The 21,800-nt window shown below is 68.6% G+C and carries 16 protein-coding genes; 12 read left to right on the top strand and 4 right to left on the bottom strand.

What is annotated here, in order from left to right; all coding sequences use genetic code 11:
* Positions 1-44: 44 nt before the first annotated feature.
* The 5 genes from ACFWXQ_RS42045 (at position 45) to ACFWXQ_RS42025 (ending at position 6,022) form a co-directional block, all read left to right on the top strand.
* Positions 45-797 carry a GntR family transcriptional regulator gene (locus ACFWXQ_RS42045; RefSeq protein ID WP_383949407.1) on the top strand — a complete coding sequence of 251 codons (753 nt, stop codon included), beginning with the start codon at positions 45-47 and terminating at the stop codon, positions 795-797.
* A 335-nt stretch (positions 798-1,132) separates the two neighbouring features.
* Positions 1,133-1,315 carry an SPOR domain-containing protein gene (locus ACFWXQ_RS42040; RefSeq protein WP_055618615.1) on the top strand — a complete coding sequence of 61 codons (183 nt, stop codon included), beginning with the start codon at positions 1,133-1,135 and terminating at the stop codon, positions 1,313-1,315.
* Positions 1,316-1,357: 42 nt separating this feature from the next.
* Positions 1,358-1,777 (top strand): (deoxy)nucleoside triphosphate pyrophosphohydrolase, encoded by a 420-nt coding sequence (locus ACFWXQ_RS42035; protein ID WP_383949405.1) that lies wholly within the window; start codon positions 1,358-1,360, stop codon positions 1,775-1,777.
* A 375-nt stretch (positions 1,778-2,152) separates the two neighbouring features.
* Positions 2,153-2,560: an ATP-binding protein gene (locus ACFWXQ_RS42030; protein ID WP_383949402.1), complete on the top strand. Its 408-nt coding sequence runs from the start codon at positions 2,153-2,155 to the stop codon at positions 2,558-2,560.
* Positions 2,561-3,355: 795 nt separating this feature from the next.
* Positions 3,356-6,022, top strand: a complete 2,667-nt coding sequence (locus ACFWXQ_RS42025) for a SpoIIE family protein phosphatase (protein WP_383949399.1) — start codon at positions 3,356-3,358, stop codon at positions 6,020-6,022.
* A 39-nt stretch (positions 6,023-6,061) separates the two neighbouring features.
* Here the strand turns inward: ACFWXQ_RS42025 and ACFWXQ_RS42020 are convergent, their stop codons facing one another.
* The 4 genes from ACFWXQ_RS42020 to ACFWXQ_RS42005 are packed head-to-tail and all read right to left on the bottom strand — an operon-like array spanning position 6,062 to position 9,930.
* Positions 6,062-6,841 (bottom strand): succinate dehydrogenase/fumarate reductase iron-sulfur subunit, encoded by a 780-nt coding sequence (locus ACFWXQ_RS42020; protein WP_383949396.1) that lies wholly within the window; start codon positions 6,839-6,841, stop codon positions 6,062-6,064.
* Positions 6,838-8,781 carry a fumarate reductase/succinate dehydrogenase flavoprotein subunit gene (locus ACFWXQ_RS42015; protein WP_383949393.1) on the bottom strand — a complete coding sequence of 648 codons (1,944 nt, stop codon included), beginning with the start codon at positions 8,779-8,781 and terminating at the stop codon, positions 6,838-6,840. Before ACFWXQ_RS42015 ends, ACFWXQ_RS42020 begins: the two co-directional genes overlap by 4 nt.
* Before the next feature lie 17 nt (positions 8,782-8,798).
* Positions 8,799-9,620 (bottom strand): hypothetical protein, encoded by an 822-nt coding sequence (locus ACFWXQ_RS42010; RefSeq protein ID WP_383949390.1) that lies wholly within the window; start codon positions 9,618-9,620, stop codon positions 8,799-8,801.
* 19 nt (positions 9,621-9,639) lie between these two features.
* On the bottom strand, positions 9,640-9,930 hold the full coding sequence (locus ACFWXQ_RS42005) for a hypothetical protein (RefSeq protein ID WP_055615711.1): 291 nt from the start codon (positions 9,928-9,930) through the stop codon (positions 9,640-9,642).
* A 370-nt stretch (positions 9,931-10,300) separates the two neighbouring features.
* Here ACFWXQ_RS42005 and ACFWXQ_RS42000 point away from each other — a divergent pair, with 370 nt between their 5' ends.
* The 7 genes from ACFWXQ_RS42000 (at position 10,301) to ACFWXQ_RS41970 (ending at position 21,624) form a co-directional block, all read left to right on the top strand.
* Positions 10,301-12,895: an ABC transporter family substrate-binding protein gene (locus tag ACFWXQ_RS42000; RefSeq protein ID WP_383949387.1), complete on the top strand. Its 2,595-nt coding sequence runs from the start codon at positions 10,301-10,303 to the stop codon at positions 12,893-12,895.
* Positions 12,896-13,095: 200 nt separating this feature from the next.
* The gene (gene typA / locus ACFWXQ_RS41995; protein ID WP_383949384.1) at positions 13,096-15,003 is read left to right on the top strand and encodes a translational GTPase TypA; all 1,908 of its coding nucleotides are present in this window, start codon (positions 13,096-13,098) and stop codon (positions 15,001-15,003) included.
* Between the two features lie 391 nt (positions 15,004-15,394).
* Positions 15,395-16,432, top strand: a complete 1,038-nt coding sequence (locus ACFWXQ_RS41990; RefSeq protein WP_383949381.1) for an ABC transporter permease — start codon at positions 15,395-15,397, stop codon at positions 16,430-16,432.
* Positions 16,433-16,532: 100 nt separating this feature from the next.
* Complete coding sequence (locus ACFWXQ_RS41985) at positions 16,533-18,338, top strand: ABC transporter substrate-binding protein (RefSeq protein ID WP_383949378.1); 1,806 nt, start codon at positions 16,533-16,535, stop codon at positions 18,336-18,338.
* Between the two features lie 105 nt (positions 18,339-18,443).
* The gene (locus tag ACFWXQ_RS41980; RefSeq protein ID WP_383949375.1) at positions 18,444-19,421 is read left to right on the top strand and encodes an ABC transporter permease; all 978 of its coding nucleotides are present in this window, start codon (positions 18,444-18,446) and stop codon (positions 19,419-19,421) included.
* A 10-nt stretch (positions 19,422-19,431) separates the two neighbouring features.
* Complete coding sequence (locus ACFWXQ_RS41975; protein WP_383949372.1) at positions 19,432-20,493, top strand: ABC transporter ATP-binding protein; 1,062 nt, start codon at positions 19,432-19,434, stop codon at positions 20,491-20,493.
* Between the two features lie 12 nt (positions 20,494-20,505).
* Entirely contained in the window at positions 20,506-21,624 is a 1,119-nt protein-coding gene (locus ACFWXQ_RS41970; RefSeq protein ID WP_383949369.1) for an ABC transporter ATP-binding protein, read from the top strand.
* Positions 21,625-21,800 lie beyond the last annotated feature (176 nt).

The following is a 21,800-nucleotide window of genomic DNA, read 5'->3' as shown; positions in this document are numbered from 1 at the left end:
GTTGCCACCCTGTAGCTGTCTGTACAACCTGACGGGAGTGGCCAGTGACATTCGGTGAGCAGCCGGCGTATCTGCGCGTCGCAGGTGATCTTCGCAAGAAGATCGTCGACGGATCGCTGCCACCGCACACACGGCTCCCGTCACAGGCCAGAATCCGCGAGGAGTACGGCGTCTCGGACACGGTCGCCCTTGAAGCCCGCAAGGTCCTGATGGCCGAGGGTCTGGTCGAGGGCCGCTCCGGGTCCGGTACGTATGTGCGCGAGCGTCCGGTGCCGCGCCGCGTCGCCCGCTCCGGGTACCGGCCGGACAGCGGTGCGACACCGTTCCGCCAGGAGCAGGCCGACGTCTCCGCGCGCGGTACGTGGGAGTCGCACAGCGCGCAGGCCGAGGCGAGCGGTGCCATCGCCGAGCGGCTCGGCCTTCAGGCCGGCGACCGCGTGATGTGCACGAAGTACGTCTTCCGGGACGCGGGCGAGGCCATGATGCTCTCCACCTCCTGGGAGCCCCTCACCGTCACGGGCCGCACACCGGTGATGCTTCCCGAGGAGGGTCCCCTGGGCGGCATGGGCGTGGTCGAGCGCATGGCCGCCATCGACGTGATCGTGGACAACGTCACGGAGGAGGTGGGCGCCCGGCCCGGCCTCGCCGAGGAACTGTCGGCGCTGGGGGGTGTGCCCGGGCATGTCGTGGTCGTCATCCAGCGGACGTACTACGCGTCGGGGCGGCCGGTGGAGACGGCGGACGTGGTGGTGCCGGCGGACCGGTACCGGATCGCGTATCACTTGCCGGTGAAATAGGCCGTAACTGCCCTGGCCGCCTTCGACTTGGGGCGGCTGTGGGCTGCTCGTCGGCGGGGTGGTGCCGGTGGAATCCGGTCGTTCTCGTGGGGGGTGTTCGGCGCGGTCTCCGCACTGTCGGCGGGAGCCTGAGGGGGATGAGGGGGCGTGTCCGTGAGGATGCGCCCCCTTCGTGCTGGCCGATTGCGTACCTCTCGGGCATCCAGCGCATACCTCTTTGTGAAAAGCCGTATTCGCTGCGTGAAGGTTAGGCGTAGGCTCGGGCATATGCGGATTGCGGTTTCCTTATGTGGCGGGGCAGGACGCGAGCCGGGGGCGGGGAGCGGAGGGGCGCGATGAACGACGGCACCATCACACTTCCCTGGCTCGTCATACGACAGGACGACAACGGCAATCGCTACCGCGTCGGCAGGTACGCGACGAGGGCCGAGGCCCAGAAGATCGCGGACAGCCTCGACGACCGTGGGCACAAGCAGCTCTACTGGGTCGAGCGGATCGGGCAGAACGGCTCGAAGTGACGCGTGTGGGTGTGTCGGTGGGGCTCCCGTAGGCTCCGGCGCATGACCGAACGGATCGTGGTGGTGGGAGCCGCCGTGCTGAGCGACGGGTGTCTCCTTGCCGCGCGTCGCAGTGCGCCCGCGGAGTTGGCCGGGCGGTGGGAGCTGCCCGGGGGGAAGGTGGAGGCCGGGGAGACTTCCGAGGGGGCGCTCGTGCGGGAGCTTCGCGAGGAGCTCGGGGTCGAGTCGGAGGTGCTTGACCGTGTTCCGGGTGAGTGGCCTCTGCGGTCGCCGTATGCCCTTCAGGTCTGGACCGTGCGGCTCCTGGCTGACTCGCCTGCGCCCAAGCCGCTCCAGGACCACGACGAGCTTCGCTGGTTGACCCCGGATGAGCTTTGGGACGTGGAGTGGCTGGAGCAGGATGTGCCGGCCGTGATGGAGGTTGCGCGGGGGGTTTGGGGGAGCGGGTCGGCAGCGGGGTAGTGACCTTCTTTCGCCCCCGCCGCCCTTACCCGTTCCCATCCCTTGACGCCGGACGGGCTGGTGGTCAGCCCCTCCGGCGTTTGAGGAGCGGGGGTTCGGGGGCTGGCCCCCGAAAAGGGACGGGAATGGGTAGGGGCGGCGGGGGCGAAGAAAAAGGTGTGACCATCACAACTTCGCGCACTCGAGTCTGCGGGGTGCGGGACGCACACCGTACGTGGGACGCTCGGGCTCGCGAGGCGCATGTGGCGGCCGAGACGAGCGCCGAGTACGCCGTTCGCGCCACAGTGCGCCCTCGCGCACGGTACTCCGCCCGGGATATCGGGTATGTGCCCATTAACCCCATGAAACCGGACATGGTCCGCTTCTGGCCTGGGAGTGATCTGCGTGATCCACACCGAGGGCGATATCGCCGAGTGGACCTTTCCCGCGGATCCAGGCGCCGTCCGGACCGCCCGAACCGTCGTCCGGGGGCAGCTCAATGCCTGGGGCCTCGACTCTCTCGGAGACGTGACCGCGCTGTTGGTCAGCGAGCTGGTCACCAACTCCCTGCGGCACGCCACGGGTCCCATCGGGGTTCGCCTCGTACGCCCCACGGAACCGATGGACGTCCTGCTGGTCGAGGTCTCCGACCCCCTCCCCGACCCACCGCAGGAACGCGACGCGGAGCCCGAGGACGAAAGCGGCCGCGGCCTTCAGCTGGTGGCGAACTCCTCCCGCCGCTGGGGCACCCGACCGGGCGGCAAGGGCAAGACGGTGTGGTTCGAACTGGCACTCCCGACCTGACCGGCAGCCGCTCCACAGCCGACCGGAAGCCGCCCCGCAGCTGCTCGGCAGCCAATCGCGAGTCCCTCGCAGCCGACCCCAAGCCGGTCAGCGGCCGGCCCTGAGCCGATCAGCGGCCGACCCCAAGCCGACCATCAGCTGACCGCAAGCCGATCGGCAGCCGCCCCCAACCGACCATCAGCTGACCCCAAGCCAGTCCGCAGCTGTCTCTCAGGCCGATCCGCAGCCGACGGGGAGTCCACCCGCAGCCGGCCGGGCGTCCACCCCCAGCTGACCAGCGCCTCCTCCCCAACTGATCCCCGTCAGATCCCCCTCCGATCTGCAGCCGATCTGCAGCCGGACGGCAGCCGGACGGCAGCCGGACGGCAGCCGGACGGCAGCCGACCCGCGGCCTCCTACCCCCCGCCGATCCCCAACCGGACGGCAGTCAACCCAAAGCCCCCACGCGGCCCCCTCGCGCCCACCCCCCCGGCCGATCCCCAACCAATCCCCAACCCACCCCAAGCCAATCCGCAGCCACTCCCCAACCGATCCGCAACCCATCCCGAGCACCCCCCAAGCACCCCCCGAACACCCCCCGACCCCTCGGACACACGAGCCACCGCCAAGTCCGTGGTTCGACGGGGTCCCACGTGGTTAGAAGACTGGGAGTGTTTGTCGCGGCCGGTCCTAAAAGCATCGGGACCGTGCTGTGATCGTGAACACCGTGTTGTGCGGCACCGTAGTGCTGGATACTGCGGGCAGCCGCCTCCGGTGACCGGTGCCGGGCGCGGTGAGCTGGAGGGGACGGTTCGCGTGAGCGAGATACCAGCGAAGGCCACGGAGTCCGAGGACCCGTCGGGCGGCGCGATGGCTGATGCGACGACAGGCGATGGCGCATTGCCGGTGCCGGACGAGGCGCGGCGCGCGGGGCACGGCGGAATATCCGGTGTGCCCGCCGAGACGCAGGGCGAGGTGCCCGGCGAGGTCGTGTGGCAGAGCAGTCCGCCCGGATCGATCTACGACTACATCAAGGTCGCCTCGTTCTCCATCGGCCCCGACGGCCTCGTCGACCAGTGGAGTCTGCGCGCCGAGCAGCTCTTCGGCATCTCGACCGAGCGCGCGGTCGGCATGGACCCCATCGAGGCCTTCGTCGCCGAGGACAAGCGCGAGCTGGGCCAGCGCAAGATGGCCGAAGTCCTCGACGGCCGGGAGTGGACCGGTGTGGTCCCCTTCCGGCTGCCCGACCCCGAAGACACCGGCCTGACCGCCGAAGGACTCGCCGAGGTCTACGTCATGCCGACGCGGACCGAGGAGGGCGAGCGGGCCGCCGTCTGCATAGTCGTGGACGTACGCATTCTGCGCAGGATCGAGACCGATCTTGCCGCCTCGCAGGCCATTTTCGGCCAATCTCCTTTCGGCTTCCTGCTGATCGACCCGGACCTGCGCATCCGCCGTGCCAACGAGCGGTTCGCCTCGGTGTTCGGCGGCACCGTCGACGACCATCGCGGACGCACCGTCAAGGACTATCTGCCACCGGGCGAGGCCGAGCGGGTCTCCGCGATCCTGCGCAGGGTCCTGGAGACCGGTGACTCGGTCAACGAGCTGCTGGTCAGCGGAACCGTGCCCGGTTCCAGCGAGCGCCGCCACTGGTCCATCAACCTCTATCGCGTACACAGCGGTTCGGGCCGTCCGATCGGCATCGCCTGGCTGGGCACCGACATCACCTCGCGCCGCGCCGCCGCCCGCGAGGCCGCCCAGGCGCGGCGCAATCTCGCCCTTCTGAACGAGGCGGGCGCGCGCATAGGCAACTCCCTCGACCTGGAGACCACGGCCCGCGAACTCCTCGACGTGGCGGTCCCGGGCTTCTGCGACCTCGCTTCAGTCGACCTCTACCAAGGCCTCCTGGCAGGCGACGAGACCCCGCCCGGCCTCGCCGACGGCAGCGCCGAGATGCGCCGCGTCGCCTACGCCAGCGCCGTGTCCGACGCGCCCTTCATCGGCGGCCCGGAGCCGGTGAACGTCGGCGCGGTCCACCACTACGCCTTCAACTCGCCCTTCGCCGACGCCCTGCGCACCGCCCGCCCGCAGAGCGTCGCCGCCGAGGAGGGCGGCCTGATCCAGTCCACGCTCGCGGTGCCGATGGTCGCCCACGACACGGTCGTCGGCCTGGTCCAGTTCTCGCGTACGAAGGGGAGCGAGCCGTTCGGGGAACGGGACAGCTCCCTCGCGGTCGAACTGGCCTCGCGCGCCGCGGTCTGTATCGACAACGCCCGCCTCTACCGCCGGGAGCACGAGCGCGCCCTGATACTGCAGCGCTCCCTGCTTCCCCCGGGCGACCCGGAGGCCTCCGGCCTGGACATCGCCTGCCGCTACCTTCCCGGAAACGCGGCCACGGAGGTCGGCGGCGACTGGTTCGACGTCATCGAACTCCCCGGCCACCGCACGGCGTTGGTGGTCGGCGACGTGATGGGCCGCGGTCTGCGCGCTGCCGTCGCGATGGGTGAACTCCGCACGGCCGTACGCACCTTGGCGCTGCTCGACCTCGAACCGGCGGAGGTCCTCTCCGCGTTGGACGAGATCGCCCGCGGTCTGGGAACGCCCGGCGGAGTCCAGCAGTCTACGCGCGGTGCGCGCCAGTCCCGGGACGCCGACCTCTCCGAGGTCTACCTCGCCACCTGTGTGTACGCGGTCTACGACTCCGTCACCCGCCGCTGCACCTTCGCCAACGCGGGCCATCTCCCGCCGGTCCTCGTCGAGCCGGGCGAGAGCGCGCTGATGCTCGACGTACCGCCGGGGATGCCGCTCGGCGTCGGCGGCGAGCCGTTCGAGGAGGTGGAGGTGGAGCTGCCGGAAGGCGCCCTCCTGGCGCTCTACACGGACGGACTGGTCGAATCACGCGACCACCCCCTGGACGAGGGCCTGCAGGCCTTCGTGGGCGCCCTCACGGACCCCTCCAGTCCCTTGGAGGACGTCTGCGACCACGTTCTCAACACGCTCGACACGCATCACGGCGAGGACGACATCGCCTTGCTGATGGCACGTGTCCAGGGGCTGCCGGCCGAGTCCGTCGGCGACTGGACGCTGCCGCGCGAGCCGCGCAGCGTGGGCCGCGCCCGGGAGTACGCCCGGGGCCAGCTCGTCAGCTGGGGCCTGGAGCCGCTCGTCGACACGGCCGAACTCCTCGTCAGCGAACTCGTCACCAACGCCCTGCGCTACGGCGAGGGCGAGATCCGGCTGCGTCTCCTCCTCGACCGCACCCTGGTCTGCGAGGTCTGGGACGCCGGCCTGGTGCAGCCCCGCCGCCGCCGCGCCCGTGACACGGACGAGGGCGGCCGCGGCCTCCAGCTCGTCGGCCTCCTGAGCGCGGCCTGGGGCTCGCGCCGCACACCCCGCGGCAAGACGGTGTGGTTCGAACTGCCCCTCCCCAACGGCGGGAAGGGCCTCACGGACCCGGCAGAGGCGCTGCTGAGCCTGTTCTGACCCCGGCCGGGTCCCGCCACCTCGGCCGGGTCCGACCTCCTACACCGAACCGGACGGCCGCCTGCGGATCTTGTCGCCCAGCCACACCAGCGGATCGTACTTGCGGTCAACTGCCCGTTCCTTCAAGGGAATCAGGGCGTTGTCCGTGATCTTGATGCCCTCGGGGCAGACCTCCGTGCAGCACTTGGTGATGTTGCAGTAGCCGAGGCCGTGCTCGTCCTGGGCGGTCTTCTTGCGGTCCAGACCGCTCTCGTCGGCCGCGTCCAGGGGATGCATGTCCAGCTCGGCCACCCGCATCAGGAAACGCGGGCCGGCGAACGCGGTCTTGTTCTCCTCGTGGTCGCGCACCACATGACAGGTGTCCTGGCACAGGAAGCACTCGATGCACTTGCGGAACTCCTGCGACCGGTCCACGTCCTCCTGCATCATCCGGTACTCACCGGGACCGAGATCCTCCGGCGGCACGAACGCGGGCACCTCCCGCGCCTTCATGTAGTTGAAGCCGACGTCCGTCACCAGGTCCCGTACGACCGGGAACGCCCGCAGCGGGGTCACGGTGATCGTCTCCTCGCGGGTGAACACCGACATCCGCGTCATGCACAACAGCCGCGGACGTCCGTTGATCTCCGCCGAGCACGAACCGCACTTGCCCGCCTTGCAGTTCCAGCGCACGGCCAGATCGGGCGCCTGGGTCGCCTGGATGCGGTGGATGATGTCGAGCACCACCTCGCCGTCGTTGACCTCGATCCCGAAGTCCTCCAGGCCACCGCCCCCGGCATCCCCGCGCCACACCTTGAAGCGGGCCTCATAGCTGCTCACTCGTACAGCTCCTCTTCGGCGAGGTACTTGACCAGCTCCTCCTTGTCGAAGAGGGCGAGCAGGTCGGGGCGGATGGGTTCGGTGGTCTCGCGCACCAGGTCGATCTGGCCGCGCACGGGGTCGGTCGCCGCCAACCCGCCGGTGGGATCGACCAGTTGGCAGAGCAGGTTCACGCGCCGCCACGCCCGGTCCATCGCCGGATGGTCCTCCCGCGTGTGGCCGCCCCGCGACTCCGTACGCTCCAGCGCGGCCCTCGCCACGCACTCGCTGACGAGCAGCATGTTCCGCAGGTCCAGTGCGAGGTGCCAGCCGGGGTTGAACTGCCGGTGCCCCTCTACACCGGCCCGCCGGGCCCGTACGCGCAGGTCGGCGAGTTTCTCCAGGGCCGCCTCCATCTCCGCCTCACGACGGATGATGCCGACGAGGTCGTTCATCGTCTGCTGGAGTTCCTGGTGGAGGGTGTACGGGTTCTCCGGCGGCCGGCCGTTCTCCGCGCCGGGCTCGGGGCCCTCGGCGGAGAAGGGCCGCAGTGCCTCCGCGGCCGCGGTGTCCACCTGGACGTCGTCCACCAGGGGCCGGGCCCCCGTGAGCCCGGTGGCGTACCGCGCCGCGTGCAGACCGGCCCGCCGCCCGAACACCAGCAGGTCGGAGAGGGAGTTGCCGCCGAGCCGGTTGGAGCCGTGCATGCCGCCGGCGACCTCCCCGGCCGCGAAGAGACCGGGCACGCCGCGCGCCGACGCGCTGTCCGACTCGACCGCGATCCCGCCCATCACGTAGTGACAGGTGGGCCCGACCTCCATCGCCTCGGCGGTGATGTCGACGTCCGCGAGTTCCTTGAACTGGTGGTACATGGACGGCAGTCGGCGCCGGATCACCTCGGCGGGCATCCGGGTCGACACGTCCAGGAAGACGCCCCCGTGCGGGGAGCCGCGGCCGGCTTTCACCTCGGAGTTGATGGCCCGTGCCACCTCGTCCCGGGGGAGCAGCTCAGGGGGCCGGCGGTTGTGGTCCGGGTCCTCGTACCACCGGTCGCCCTCCTCCTCCGACTGCGCGTACTTCTCCTTGAAGACGTCCGGGATGTAGTCGAACATGAACCGCTTGCCCTCGGAGTTTCTCAGAACCCCGCCGTCCCCGCGCACGGACTCCGTGACGAGGATGCCCTTCACGGACGGTGGCCAGACCATGCCCGTCGGGTGGAACTGCACGAACTCCATGTTCAGCAGGGGCGCACCCGCGAGCAGCGCCAGCGCGTGCCCGTCGCCCGTGTACTCCCACGAGTTCGACGTCACCTTGAAGGACTTGCCGATGCCGCCGGTGGAGACGACGACAGAGGGGGCCTCAAGGACGAAGAAACGGCCGGACTCGCGCTCGTAGCAGAAGGCCCCGGAGACCTTGTCGCCGTCCTTGAGGATCCGGGTGACCGTGCACTCCTGGTAGACCTTCAGGCGTGACTCGTAGTCACCGGTCTCCTTGAAGTCCTCCTGCTGGAGGGACACGATCTTCTGCTGGAGCGTGCGGATCAGCTCAAGTCCCGTACGGTCGCCGACGTGCGCGAGCCGCGGGTACTCGTGCCCGCCGAAGTTGCGCTGCGAGATGCGCCCGTCCTTCGTGCGGTCGAAGAGGGCGCCCCAGGTCTCCAGCTCCCAGACCCGGTCGGGAGCCTCCTGCGCGTGCAGCTCGGCCATCCGCCACTGGTTGAGGAACTTGCCGCCGCGCATGGTGTCGCGGAAGTGGACCTGCCAGTTGTCCCCGGAGTTCACATTGCCCATGGCCGCCGCGATGCCGCCCTCGGCCATCACCGTGTGCGCCTTGCCGAACAGCGACTTGCAGATCACGGCCGTACGCGCCCCGCGTTCACGTGCCTCGATGGCGGCCCTGAGGCCGGCGCCCCCGGCACCGACCACGACGACGTCCCACTCCTGTCGGTCGACCACGGACATCAGAAGGCCCCACTCATCTAGAAAAACCTCGGATCGTCGAAGGCACCGGACGCGACCAGGTACACGTAGAAGTCCGCGAGCGCCACGCTGATCAACGACGCCCAGGCGAGCTGCATATGGCGGTTGTTCAGCTTCCCCACGAACTTCCACGCCTTGTAGCGCACGGGGTGCTTGGAGAAGTGCTTGAGCTTGCCGCCGACGATGTGCCGGCAGGAGTGGCAGGACAGGGTGTACGCCCAGATCAGCGTGATGTTGACCAGGAACACGAGCGTGCCGAGCCCCATGTGGCCCCACTCGTAGTGCTCGTCACGGAAGGCGAGCACGGTGTCGTACGTGAGGATCCCGGCGACCGGCACCGCCGCGAAGAAGAAGTAGCGGTGGATGTTCTGGAAGATCAGCGGGAAGCGGGTCTCGCCGGTGTACTTCTTGTGCGGCTCGGCGACCGCGCAGGCCGGCGGCGAGGCCCAGAAGCCGCGGTAGTAGGCCTTGCGGTAGTAGTAGCAGGTCAGCCGGAAGCCGAGCGGGAAGATCAGGACGATCAGCGCGGGGGACAGGCCCCACCAGCTGCCGAAGATCTCCCAGTTCGGGCCGCTCCGCATCGGCTCGCAGTTCTCCGCCAGACAGGGCGAGTAGAACGGCGAGACGTACGGGGCCGCGTAGTAGTCGCTGTTCGCGAACGCCCGCCAGGTCGAGTAGACGACGAAGGCCAGCAGCCCGGCCGCGGTGGCGGCGGGCGCCAGCCACCAGCGGTCGGTCCGCAGATGCGGGGCGGCGATCGCGGCGCGCGTACGGGTCCGTACGCCGCCGCTGTTCATTTGGGGTTCCGTACCAGTGGCCAACTTCAGACTCCGGTCGGGTTCAGGGTGCGTGGCGGTCGCGGGCGCCGAGACCCTCGTCGTCGGAGTCCGTCCACAGGGTGTTGTCGTACGGGGTGTCGGGGATGGACACGAGGTCGGGGCGGCGCGGTTTGCCGAGGCCGGGTGCGGCCTCGCGGAGCAGCGCCACGCTCTCGCGGAGGTGGTCGGCGTCGGTGCGCACCCTGCGCATCTCCAGGCCGCCGCCACCCATCTGCTGTTCCAGACGCTTCACGGACCTCACCAGGTCGTCGAGACAGCGCTGGACTGACGTCAGGTCATCGTGCACGGACATGACTTGCCCTCACTTCCGCGGACCTCCGGCCCAAGGCGGCAACGTTCATGCGCCTGCGAGTGTCGCGCGTCACATCGGCCCCTGTGAAGGGATCTGCATGGATTACCGGATCGTGTCGCTCCCTGCACGCCCTGCGTGCGCCCCCGGCCCGGAGGGGGCGCGCCCGGTGGCGCGGAGCCGTTGGGCCGCACGGGTGGGCTTCCGTGGGCCGGTCGCCGTGTCGCCGCCCGCGGGCGGCGACTCTCCCCTTCAGTGGGGCGATAGATCAGATCAACTCCATAATACCGCCAAAAGTGATCTACATCACAGTGCCTGACCTGCCCCGTCCGTCCTGCTCATCGTGATCAGCGCTGCCCCGGAGGTACCAGTCATGTCCCACGACGGCGTCGGACCCCGCGCGGTGATGCGCTCGGTCGCGTTCCTCACGGCGGGCGTGCTCGCGGTGCCGGCCCTGGCCGGATGCAGCGAGAAGGACCCGGCGGGCAAGCCCACCGCTGGTCAGGAGATCGCCCCTGCGGAGCGCGGGCTGATCGCGGACGGCGGCACCCTGCGCTGGGCCGTGGACGCCCTCCCGGAGACCCTCAACGCCTTCCAGGCCGACGCCGACGCCGGCACCTCCAAGGTCGCGGGCGCCGTGCTGCCCTCCATGTACCGGCTCGACGCGAACGGCCGGCCGCAGCGCAACCCCGACTACCTGGAGTCCGCGAAGATCGTCGACCGCGAGCCCAGACAGGTCGTGCTCTACAAGCTCAACCAGCAGGCCGTCTGGAGCGACGGCCGGGAGATCGGCGCCGCCGACTTCGCCGCCCAGTGGCGCGCCCTGTCCGGCAAGGACTCCGCGTACTGGACCGCACGCAACGCCGGCTACGACCGCATCGAGAAGATCGAACGCGGTGCCGACGACCTGGAGGTGCGGGTCACCTTCAGCAAGCCGTACGCCGACTGGCAGTCGCTCTTCTCGCCGCTGTACCCGAAGGACGTCATGGGCACCCCGGACTCCTTCAACGACGGCGCCCGCCGCAAGCTGAAGGTCACCGCGGGCCCCTTCGCCCTCGACACCGTCGACAAGGACTCCGGCGAGGTCAGGCTGAAGCGCAACCCGCGCTGGTGGGGCCGCCCCGCCAAGCTCTCCGAGCTGGTCCTGCGCGCCGTACCGCGCGACAAGCGCACCGCCGCGCTCGCCGAGGGCAAGGTCGACCTGGCCGAGATCGACTCCGCCGAGGCCCACCGCATCACGCTCGCCGCCCGCGACAAGGGCAAGGGCAACGGGGCGCCGCTCGCCCACGGCCCCGGCGCCGCCCTCACCCCCGGCAAGTCGCTGCGCTCCTGGGCGATCGCGCACGGCTCCGACGAGGAGGCGGCCGACGAGGAGATCCTGGCCCGCAAGAAGCGGGGCAAGGCTGTCGCGAAGTACGCGGACGAGCAGTCGGCCCTGCGCGGCTTCGAGGTCCGCAAGTCCCTCGAACCCGCCTTCACCCAGCTCGCGTTGAACGGCGAGGAGGGGCCGCTCGCCGACGAGCGGGTCCGCCGGGCCGTGGCCCGCGCCCTCGACCGGGAGGAGCTCGCCCGGGTCGTCCTGCGGCCGCTCGGCCTGCCCGCCGAACCGGTCGGCAGCCATCTCGCGCTCTCCGGACAGCACGCGTACGCCGACAACAGCGGAGCGCTCGGCGGCCAGGACACCAAGGAGGCGCAGGCCCTGCTGGCCGACGCCGGGTGGGTGTCGGGCGGTCCGGTCAAGGAGGAGCAGAAGGAGAAGAAGGCGGCCGGCGCCGGGGCCTCCAAGGAACCGGCGGGCTCGGAGGCGTCGCAGTCATCACAGCCCCCCGCGGACTCGGACACGGACTCGGACTCGGACACGGACTCCGACGAAGGCTCGACCGGCTCCGAGGATTCCGGCAGCTCGGGCAGCTCCAGCAGCTCCGACGGCTCGGAAAGTTCCAGCAGCTCCGACGGCTCCACGGATTCCGACAGCTCCGACAGCTCCGGGAGCTCCGACAGTTCCAGCAGCTCGGACAGTTCCGACAGCTCCGGGGACGACGGTACGTACATCGTCGGTGAGGACGGGAAGCCGGGCGACGACAAGCCGGGTGCCGACCGCGCCCCGGCCCTGCTCGTGCCCGCGCCCCTGGCCGAACTGCAGCGGGTCGCGCTCCTCGACCAGGCCTATGTCCTGGGCGTACGCGGCCAGGCCGAGAAGGCGAAGAAGGCGAAGAAGCCGCAGGCCGGGAAGAAGCAGAGGGCCGAGACCGACACGAAGCAGAAGATGGACGGGCCGGGTACGTCCGGCAAGGTGGAGAAGAACCTCGCCCGCGAGGGCAAGTCGCAGTTGCAGCACGGCAGTGCCCCGGGGGCGTACGCGCCGAAGGGCACCGCGGCCCCGGGGCAGGCCGCGGCCGGACCGCTGGCCAAGAACGGCAAGCCGCTGTCGCTGCGCTTCGTGCTCCCCTCCGGCCCTGGTTCCCAGTCGCTGCGGGCGGTCGGCGAGCGGATCGCGCGGATGCTGGAACGTATCGGCATCCGCACCGAGATCTCCAAGGTCGCCGACGAGAGCTACTTCAAGGACCACATCGCCTCGGGCCAGTACGACCTGGCGCTGTACTCCTGGCCCGCGTCCGCGTTCCCCGCGACCGACGCCCGCCCGATCTACTCCAAGCCGGTCCCGGCCTCCGACGGCTCCCTGAACGTCGAGCAGAACTACACCCGCGTCGGCACCGACCAGGTCGACCAGCTCTTCGACCAGGCCATCGCCGAACTGGACCCGGGTGAGTCCCGCTCCCTGGTCCGCAAGGCGGACGCCCGCATCTGGGCCGCCGCCGGCTCGATCCCCCTCTACCAGCGCCCCCAGCTCACCGCGGCCCGGACCAACCTCGCCAACGCGGGCGCCTTCGGCTTCCAGACCCCTCTCTACGAGGACATGGGCTTCCTGAAGAAGCCCACAAAGCCGCAGGTGAGCCCATCGTCCTGAGCGGGGCTGCGGCCCCGTAAGGGGCGCGGGGAACTGCGCGATCGGCCCCCACGGCCCGCACTGTGAGAGCCGGCCTGCCCAGCCCGCGGAGCCCCAGCGGCAGCGTGCACGTACGATGGGGTAAGGCCGTGGCACGTTTCAGCCCGGCAGGGCCCCGCGCAGCGGAGGCCGTTCACTCACTCCGGGAGAAGCGCCTCAATATGGCCACGCGCCACGACATCCGCAACGTCGCCATCGTCGCCCACGTCGACCATGGCAAGACCACCCTGGTCGACGCCATGCTCAAGCAGGCCGGTGCCTTCGCCGCGCACGCCGCCGAGTCGCTCGACGACCGCATGATGGACAGCAACGACCTGGAGCGTGAGAAGGGCATCACGATCCTGGCCAAGAACACGGCCGTGAAGTACCACCCGAAGGATGGCGGAGACGTCATCACGATCAACATCATCGACACCCCGGGCCACGCCGACTTCGGCGGCGAGGTCGAGCGCGGTCTGTCGATGGTCGACGCGGTCGTGCTGCTCGTCGACGCGTCCGAGGGCCCGCTGCCCCAGACGCGCTTCGTGCTGCGCAAGGCGCTCCAGCAGCGTCTGCCGGTCATCCTGTGCATCAACAAGACCGACCGCCCGGACTCCAGGATCGACGAGGTCGTCAACGAGACCTACGACCTCTTCCTGGACCTGGAGGCGGACGAGGAGCAGATCGAGTTCCCCATCGTCTACGCGTGTGCACGCGACGGTGTGGCCTCGCTGACCAAGCCGGAGGACGGCACCGTCCCGGCCGACAGCAACAGCCTGGAGCCGTTCTTCTCCACGATCCTGTCGCACGTCCCGGCCCCGCAGTTCGACACCGAGGCCCCGCTCCAGGCGCACGTCACCAACCTGGACGCCGACAACTTCCTCGGCCGTATCGCGCTGCTCCGCGTCGAGCAGGGCGAGCTGCGCAAGGGCCAGACCGTCACGTGGATCAAGCGCGACGGCACGATGTCCAACGTGCGCATCACCGAGCTGCTGATGACCGAGGCGCTCACCCGCAAGCCGGCCGAGATGGCGGGCCCCGGTGACATCTGTGCCGTGGCCGGTATCCCGGACATCATGATCGGTGAGACCCTCGCCGACCCCGAGAACCCGATCGCGCTGCCGCTCATCACGGTCGACGAGCCGGCGATCTCCATGACCATCGGTACGAACACCTCGCCGCTGGTCGGCCGTGGCGGCACCGGCAAGGGCGCCTCCGCGAAGGCCGCCGTCAAGGACCGCAAGGTCACCGCCCGTCAGGTCAAGGACCGCCTGGACCGCGAGCTGATCGGTAACGTCTCGCTGCGGGTCCTCGACACCGAGCGCCCCGACGCCTGGGAGGTCCAGGGCCGTGGTGAGCTCGCGCTCGCCATCCTGGTCGAGCAGATGCGCCGCGAGGGCTTCGAGCTGACCATCGGCAAGCCGCAGGTGGTCACCCAGGAGATCGACGGCAAGGTCCACGAGCCCGTCGAGCGCATGACGATCGACGTGCCCGAGGAGCACATGGGCGCGGTCACGCAGCTCATGGGCGTCCGCAAGGGCCGCATGGACAATATGTCCAACCACGGTTCCGGGTGGGTGCGTCTGGAGTTCGTCGTGCCGTCCCGCGGTCTCATCGGGTTCCGGACCGAGTTCCTCACCGGCACCCGCGGCACCGGTATCGCGCACTCGATCCACGAGGGCCACGAGCCCTGGTTCGGCGTGCTGACGACCCGTAACAACGGCTCCCTGGTCGCCGACCGCGCCGGTGCCGTCACCGCCTTCGCGATGACGAACCTCCAGGAGCGCGGCGTGCTGTTCACCGACCCCGGCACCGAGGTGTACGAGGGCATGATCGTCGGCGAGAACTCGCGCTCCGACGACATGGACGTGAACATCACCAAGGAGAAGAAGCTCACCAACATGCGCTCGGCCGCCGCCGACTCGTTCGAGGCGATCGTCCCGCCGCGCAAGCTCTCCCTGGAGCAGTCCTTGGAGTTCTGCCGCGACGACGAGTGTGTCGAGGTCACCCCGGAGTCGGTCCGCATCCGCAAGGTGAACCTGGACGCCCGCGAGCGCGCCCGTTCCGCGAGCCGCGCCAAGCACGGCTGACGCCTCCTCAGGGCTTCTGAACGCCCGGTTCTCCGCACAAAGGCGGGGAGCCGGGCCTTCGGTGTACCCGGACGCCGAAACCGTGTCAGTTCGGGCAACGGCGCAGTGGAAGCAGCGGCGTTCGCATATCGGGCATTGGCCAATCAAGTTTCGGACACGTAAACGAAATTTTCGTCATTCATGTCCGCTTCGCCGGATTCTCATCTCACCTGTCAAGCGCGCGCAGGTGTCAATCTTTGCAATTTTTGCTCAAAATTTCGACGGTAGGGAGATCCCTATGTCTTCCGCCCTTGACGCGCGTTGACCCACTTGGTGAAAGTTCCCTGAAACCACAGAACCTGCCGGTATCTGTGCTGCGCTCAACTCTCCATCCCCCGGGGGAAGAACAAAGATGACCAGTCCAACCAAGGCCGAGGGCTCCGGGCCGTCGGCGGCCTTGGACCCCGAGCTCGCGTCGAAAACCGAGCCGGTCGAGGCGGAGAAGCTCGAAGGCCGCTCCCCCGGGCAGTTGATGTGGCATCGCTTCAAGCGAGACCGTACCGGAGTCATCTCCGCGTGCGTGGTGATTTTTTTCTTCGCGATCGCCGCACTGGCCCCGGTCATCTCGGCGCTGTACGGGAAGGATCCGTACACGCTGTACGCGCAGGAGCCCGACTATCCCTTCCTGCTCGACGACTTCGCCATGCCCACCGGCTCCTTCGGGGGAATATCCGGTGACTTCTGGTTCGGAGTCGAGCCCAAGCTCGGGCGCGACGTGTTCACGATGCTGCTGTACGGCATGCGGACGTCGCTCTACATGGCCGTGCTGGTCACGGTGTTCAGCGTTCTGACGGGTGTCGTCATCGGCATGGTCAGCGGCTACTTCGGCGGCAAGGTCGACTACTGGCTGGGCCGGGTCACGGACTTCTTCCTGGCCTTCCCGCAGCAGCTGTTCTTCATCGCCTTCATGCCCGTGGTCACGGCGCTGTTCGTCTCCCCGACGGACGAGACCCCGGTCTATCTGCGCGCCGTCGCGATCATCCTCGTGATGTGGTTCCTCGGCTGGATGGGCATGGCCCGTCTCGTGCGCAGCTCCGTACTCTCCCTGCGGGAGCGGGAGTTCGTGGAGGCGGCCAAGGTCTCGGGAGCCTCTCCGACGCGCATCGTGCGCAAGGAGATCCTGCCGAACATCGTCACGCCGATCCTCGTGCAGGGCACCTACATGCTGCCCAGCTCGATCCTCTCCATCGCCTTCCTCTCGTACGTCGGTGTGGGCTTCGTCGAGCCGACGCCGGACTGGGGCCGGATGTTCGCCATCGGCTCAGAGATCTATGAGCAGGACCCGATGTTCATGTTCTTCCCGGGCGTGGCGATGGTGGTCTTCGTGCTCGCCTTCAATCTTCTCGGCGACTCCGTCCGGGACGCTTTCGACCCCAAGACCGGACGCTAACCGTCCATTGGTGGTGGGGGGACTGCCACCCCCGTTCCGGGTGACCGGACCGTCAGGCAGTACTCGTGGACAACTATCGACAGGTAGGTGCATCGGCATCATGAAGCCCATCAGAACGCGCACCGTGCGCGCCATAGCCGTCGCCATCACGGCGGGTTCGCTGGCGCTGACCGGCTGCTCCAGTGACAGCGGCAAGGACAACTCCAAGGACAACTCCAAGTCCAAGGACGACGCCGCGGCACAGTCGAAGCCTGTCGCCTACGGTGATGCCCAGGCGTCGAACGGCCCGGCCGAAGCGGTGGCGGGGGCCAAGACCGGCGGCACCATCAACGTCTACCAGCAGTCCGACCTGACCCACATGGACCCGGGCCAGATCTACGTCAGCGACGCCGGCCAGTTCGCCAACCTGGTCCACCGCGGTCTGACGAACTTCCAGGAGGACGACAAGGGCAACCTGACGGTCGTCGGTGACGTCGCCACCGACTCCGGCAAGTCGTCCGACGGCGGCAAGACCTGGACGTACACCCTCAAGGACGGCATCAAGGACGAGGACGGCAACGCCATCACGTCCGCCGACGTCCGCCACACCATCGAGCGGCAGTACGCGAAGTTCATCTTCGACGGCCCGACCTACGTGCAGAACTGGCTCTCGGGCCCCGAGTACCGCAAGGCGCTGCCGGACGGCCCGTACAAGGGCAAGCACCTGCCGGACTCCGTCCTGGAGACCCCGGACGCCAAGACCGTCGTCTTCCACTTCAAGACGGCCCAGCCGGACCTCCCGCAGGCCCTGGCCATGGCCGGCTACGCCATCGTGCCCGAGAAGCAGGACACGAAGGAGAAGTACGACAAGGCTCCGGCCTCCCTCGGCCCGTACAAGGTCTCCGAGTACAAGGCCGGCAAGTCGGTGACGCTGGTCAAGAACACCGAGTGGGACCCGAAGACGGACTCGGTGCGCCACCAGTACGTCGACGGCTACAACTTCAGCAACACCATCGACCAGGCCAGCCAGACCAAGCGCCTGCTCGCCGACCAGGGCGAGGCCAAGAACGCCATCCAGTTCACGGACTCGGTGGACCCGGCCCAGCTGTCCACGGTCATCGGTGACGCGTCCGCGAAGAAGCGCACCATCCAGGGCTACCAGCCCTACGTGTGGCAGCTCTCCTTCAACCTCGACAGCGCCAAGATGAAGGACAAGAAGGTCCGCGACGCGATCACCTACGCGATCCCGAACCAGTCCATGGTCCAGGCGGACGGCGGCCGTTACGGCGGTGAGGTGGCCGGCGGTCTGATGGCCCCGACCCTGCCGGGCTTCGACCCGACGTACGACCCCTTCGGCAAGCTGAAGAAGCCCAACGGCGACCCGGCCAAGGCCAAGGCGCTGCTGGAGGAGGCGGGCTTCAAGCAGGGCACCAAGCTCAGCTACGCCTACTCCAACACCCCGCGTGGCCAGGCCCAGATGGTCATCATCAAGGACGCGCTGAACAAGCTCGGCTTCGACGTCCAGGCCAAGGAGATCGACCGCGCGACCTTCTACGAGCAGGTTGGCAAGCTGAAGAACCCGTACGACCTCTACATGACCGGCTGGGGCCAGGACTGGCCGTCCCCGGGCACGGTCATCACCCCGGTCTACGACGGCACGCAGGTCGCCGACGGTTCGCCGAACTACTCGCACATCGACGACAAGCAGGTCAACGACCTCATCCAGAAGGCCGTGACGCAGGAGCCCGAGGAGGCCGCCAAGACCTGGGAGCAGGCTCACCACCGCATTGTGGAGGAGATCAACCCCGGTGCCCCGGTGTACTACTCGAAGCAGATCCAGCTCTACGGGTCGAACATCGGCGGTGCCCGGTACAGCACGGAGTCGAGCTACATCGACATCAACGACGTGTACCTGAAGCAGCCGTAACCCCTCAGCTCGGCTGATCCGTGGGGGTGTGCGCCAGGCGGAGCGCACCCCCGCGGACGGTATCCCCCTCCTGCCGCCGCGTTCCGAAGAGAGCACCCACCCGCCATGCTTCAGTTCCTCATCCGCAGGCTGAGCGGCGCCGTCGTGATCATGTTCCTGATCGGCGCCTTCACGTTCTTCCTGTTCTACACAATCCCCCAGGACTTCGCGCAGCTGTCCTGCGGCAAGAACTGTTCCCCCGAGAACATCGCGGTCATCCGTGAGAACCTCGGCCTCGACAAGCCCATCACCACCCAGTTCTGGGAATTCATGATGGGCATCGTGTCCGGCCGGGACTTCCCGCAGGGCCACTGCTCCGCCCCGTGCCTGGGCGTCTCCTTCGACAGCGGCGACTTCGTCTGGGACTCCATCATGGACCGCTTCCCGCTGACGCTCTCGCTGACCCTCGGCGGCCTGGTGATCTTCCTGCTGTTCGGCCTCGGTACGGGTCTGCTGGCCGCGTGGAAGCGCGGCACCGCCGTCGACAAGGTGGTCAGCGGTTCCTCGATGGTGCTCAGCTCGTTCCAGATCTACTTCCTGGGTCCCATCGTCCTCAGCCTCCTCGTCTACAACACCGGCTGGCTGGAGAACCCCAAGTACGTGTCGTTCACTGGCGACCCGGGCGGCTGGTTCATGGGCATGCTGATCCCCTGGGCCGTGATGGCCACGATCTTCACCGCCCAGTACACGCGTATGGCGCGCTCGACCATGATCGAGCAGCTGCAGGAGGAGCACGTCCGCACCGCCCGCGCCAAGGGCATGCGACAGCGGTACGTCTTCTTCCGCTACGCCTGGCGTGGTTCACTCATCCCGATCGTCACGATCATCGGCATGGACCTCAGCGCGCTGCTGTCGGGCGCGGTGGTCACGGAGTTCACCTTCGACCTGGCCGGTATCGGGCGTCTCGCGGTCGAGGGCTCGCTGACCAAGGACCTTCCGCTGACGATGGGCGTCATGCTGTTCGGGGCCTTCTTCATCCTGATCCTGAACATCGTCGTGGACCTCGCCTACGCCTACATCGACCCGCGCGTGCGCCTCGCCTAGGAGAAATACCGTGACCACACTGACCAAGACCGAAGGCGAGAAGGCCCCGAGCGGGCCGGAGGCCTTCCTCTCGGTCCGCGACCTGCGCGTGCGGTTCTCCACCGAGGACGGCATCGTGAAGGCCGTCGACGGGCTCTCCTTCGACGTCGAGCGCGGCAAGACCCTGGGCATCGTGGGCGAGTCGGGCTCCGGCAAGTCCGTCACCAACCTGACCGTCCTCGGCCTGCACAACCCGAAGACCTCCACCGTCGAGGGCGAGATCGTCCTGGACGGCAAGGAGCTGGTCACCGCGACCGAGAAGGAGATGGAGAAGCTCCGCGGCAACAAGGTCGCGATGATCTTCCAGGACCCGCTGACCGCGCTCTCGCCGTACTACACGGTGGGCCGGCAGATCGCGGAACCGTTCATGAAGCACACCGGCGCCTCCAAGAAGGAGGCGAAGGCGCGGGCCATCGAGATGCTCGACAAGGTCGGCATCCCGCAGCCGGCCATGCGCTTCAACGACTATCCGCACCAGTTCTCCGGCGGTATGCGCCAGCGCGCGATGATCGCCATGGCGCTGATCTGCGACCCCGACCTGCTGATCGCGGACGAGCCGACCACGGCCCTGGACGTGACCGTCCAGGCGCAGATCCTCGACCTGCTCAAGGACCTCCAGCAGGAGTTCGGCTCGGCGATCATCTTCATCACCCACGACCTCGGCGTCATCTCCAACATGGCCGACGACCTGCTGGTGATGTACTCGGGGCGGGCCGTGGAACGCGGCACCGTCCGCGAGGTGCTGCGCAACCCCCAGCACCCCTACACCTGGGGCCTGCTGAGCTCGATGCCGCGACTCGGCGGTGACACCGCGCAGGCGCTCACGCCGATCCCCGGCTCCCCGCCCAGCCTGCTGAACCCGCCGTCGGGCTGCCCCTTCCACCCGCGCTGCGGCTTCACCGCCGAGGTCGGCGGAACCCGCTGCTCGGACGAGCGGCCGCAGCTGCCCGAGGGCCGGGGCGCCGCCTGCCACCTCGACGCGGCGCAGAAGTCGACCTTTTTCATCGAGCAGATCAAACCCCGGCTGGGCTAGGGAGAACGAGACATGAGCGACAAACTCACCCTGCCGAAGCCGCAGGGCCCCGTCGACGGAGCCGGCGAGCCGCTGCTCTCCGTCGAGGGCCTGACGAAGCACTTCCCGATCTACGGCGGATTCCCGATCAAGCGCAAGGTCGGAGCCGTGCAGGCGGTCGACGGGGTCGACCTCACCGTCGGCGTCGGCGAGAGCGTCGGCCTGGTCGGCGAGTCCGGCTGCGGCAAGTCGACTACGGGCCGGCTCATCACCCGCCTCCTGGAACCGACCGGCGGAAAGATCACCTACGCGGGCCAGGACATCACGCACGCCTCGCGCAAGCAGATCGCGCCCGTACGGTCCGAGATCCAGATGATCTTCCAGGACCCGTACTCCTCGCTGAACCCGCGGCAGACCGTCGGCACGATCATCAAGTCGCCGATGGAGGTCAACGGGATCAACCCGAAGGGCGGCCGGGAGACGCGCGTACGCGAACTCCTCGAACTGGTCGGTCTCAACCCGGAGCACTACAACCGCTTCCCGCACGAGTTCTCCGGCGGCCAGCGCCAGCGCATCGGCGTGGCGAGGGCGTTGGCTCTCAACCCGAAGCTGATCGTGGCGGACGAGCCGGTCTCCGCCCTGGACGTGTCGATCCAGGCGCAGGTGGTGAACCTCCTCCAGAAGGTCCAGGAGGAGATGGGCATCGCCTTCCTCTTCATCGCCCACGACCTGGCGATCGTGCGGCACTTCTCGCAGCGGCTCGCGGTGATGTACCTCGGCAAGGTGGTGGAGGTCGGGGACCGGGACTCCATCTACAACCGGCCCCGTCACCCGTACACCCATGCCCTGCTGTCGGCGGTGCCGGAGGTCGCCCTCGACGACGAGCCCCTCGACCGTGAGCGGATCCGGCTCTCCGGTGACGTGCCCTCGCCGATCCATCCGCCGAGCGGGTGCCGGTTCCGGACGCGTTGCTGGAAGGCGAAGGACAAGTGCGCCACGGAGGAGCCTCCGCTGGTCCAGATCTCCGGGAACCGGGCCGGCCATCTGACGGCCTGCCACTTCCCGGAGGACCCCACGACCGAGGCCCGCGACGAGGACATCGTCCTGGACCCGGCCCTGGCGGCGCTCGAACAGGACGCCACAAAGGACTGACCTTTCCCGTCCCCTGGGGCTCTGCCCCAGACCCCGTGGGGTTTGTTGTCGGGTGCGGGCCGGTGGGGGCTTGTCGCGCAGTTCCCCGCGCCCCTAAAGACCTAGGGGCGCGGGGAACTGCGCAATCTTTTGGGGGTTCGGGGGCGGAGCCCCTGAGTTAGTGACGGGAATGGGTA

Source organism: Streptomyces sp. NPDC058697 (genome assembly GCF_042715345.1).
In the GTDB taxonomy this organism is placed as follows: domain Bacteria; phylum Actinomycetota; class Actinomycetes; order Streptomycetales; family Streptomycetaceae; genus Streptomyces; species Streptomyces liliifuscus.
This window is presented reverse-complemented; position numbering and strand designations above follow the sequence as displayed.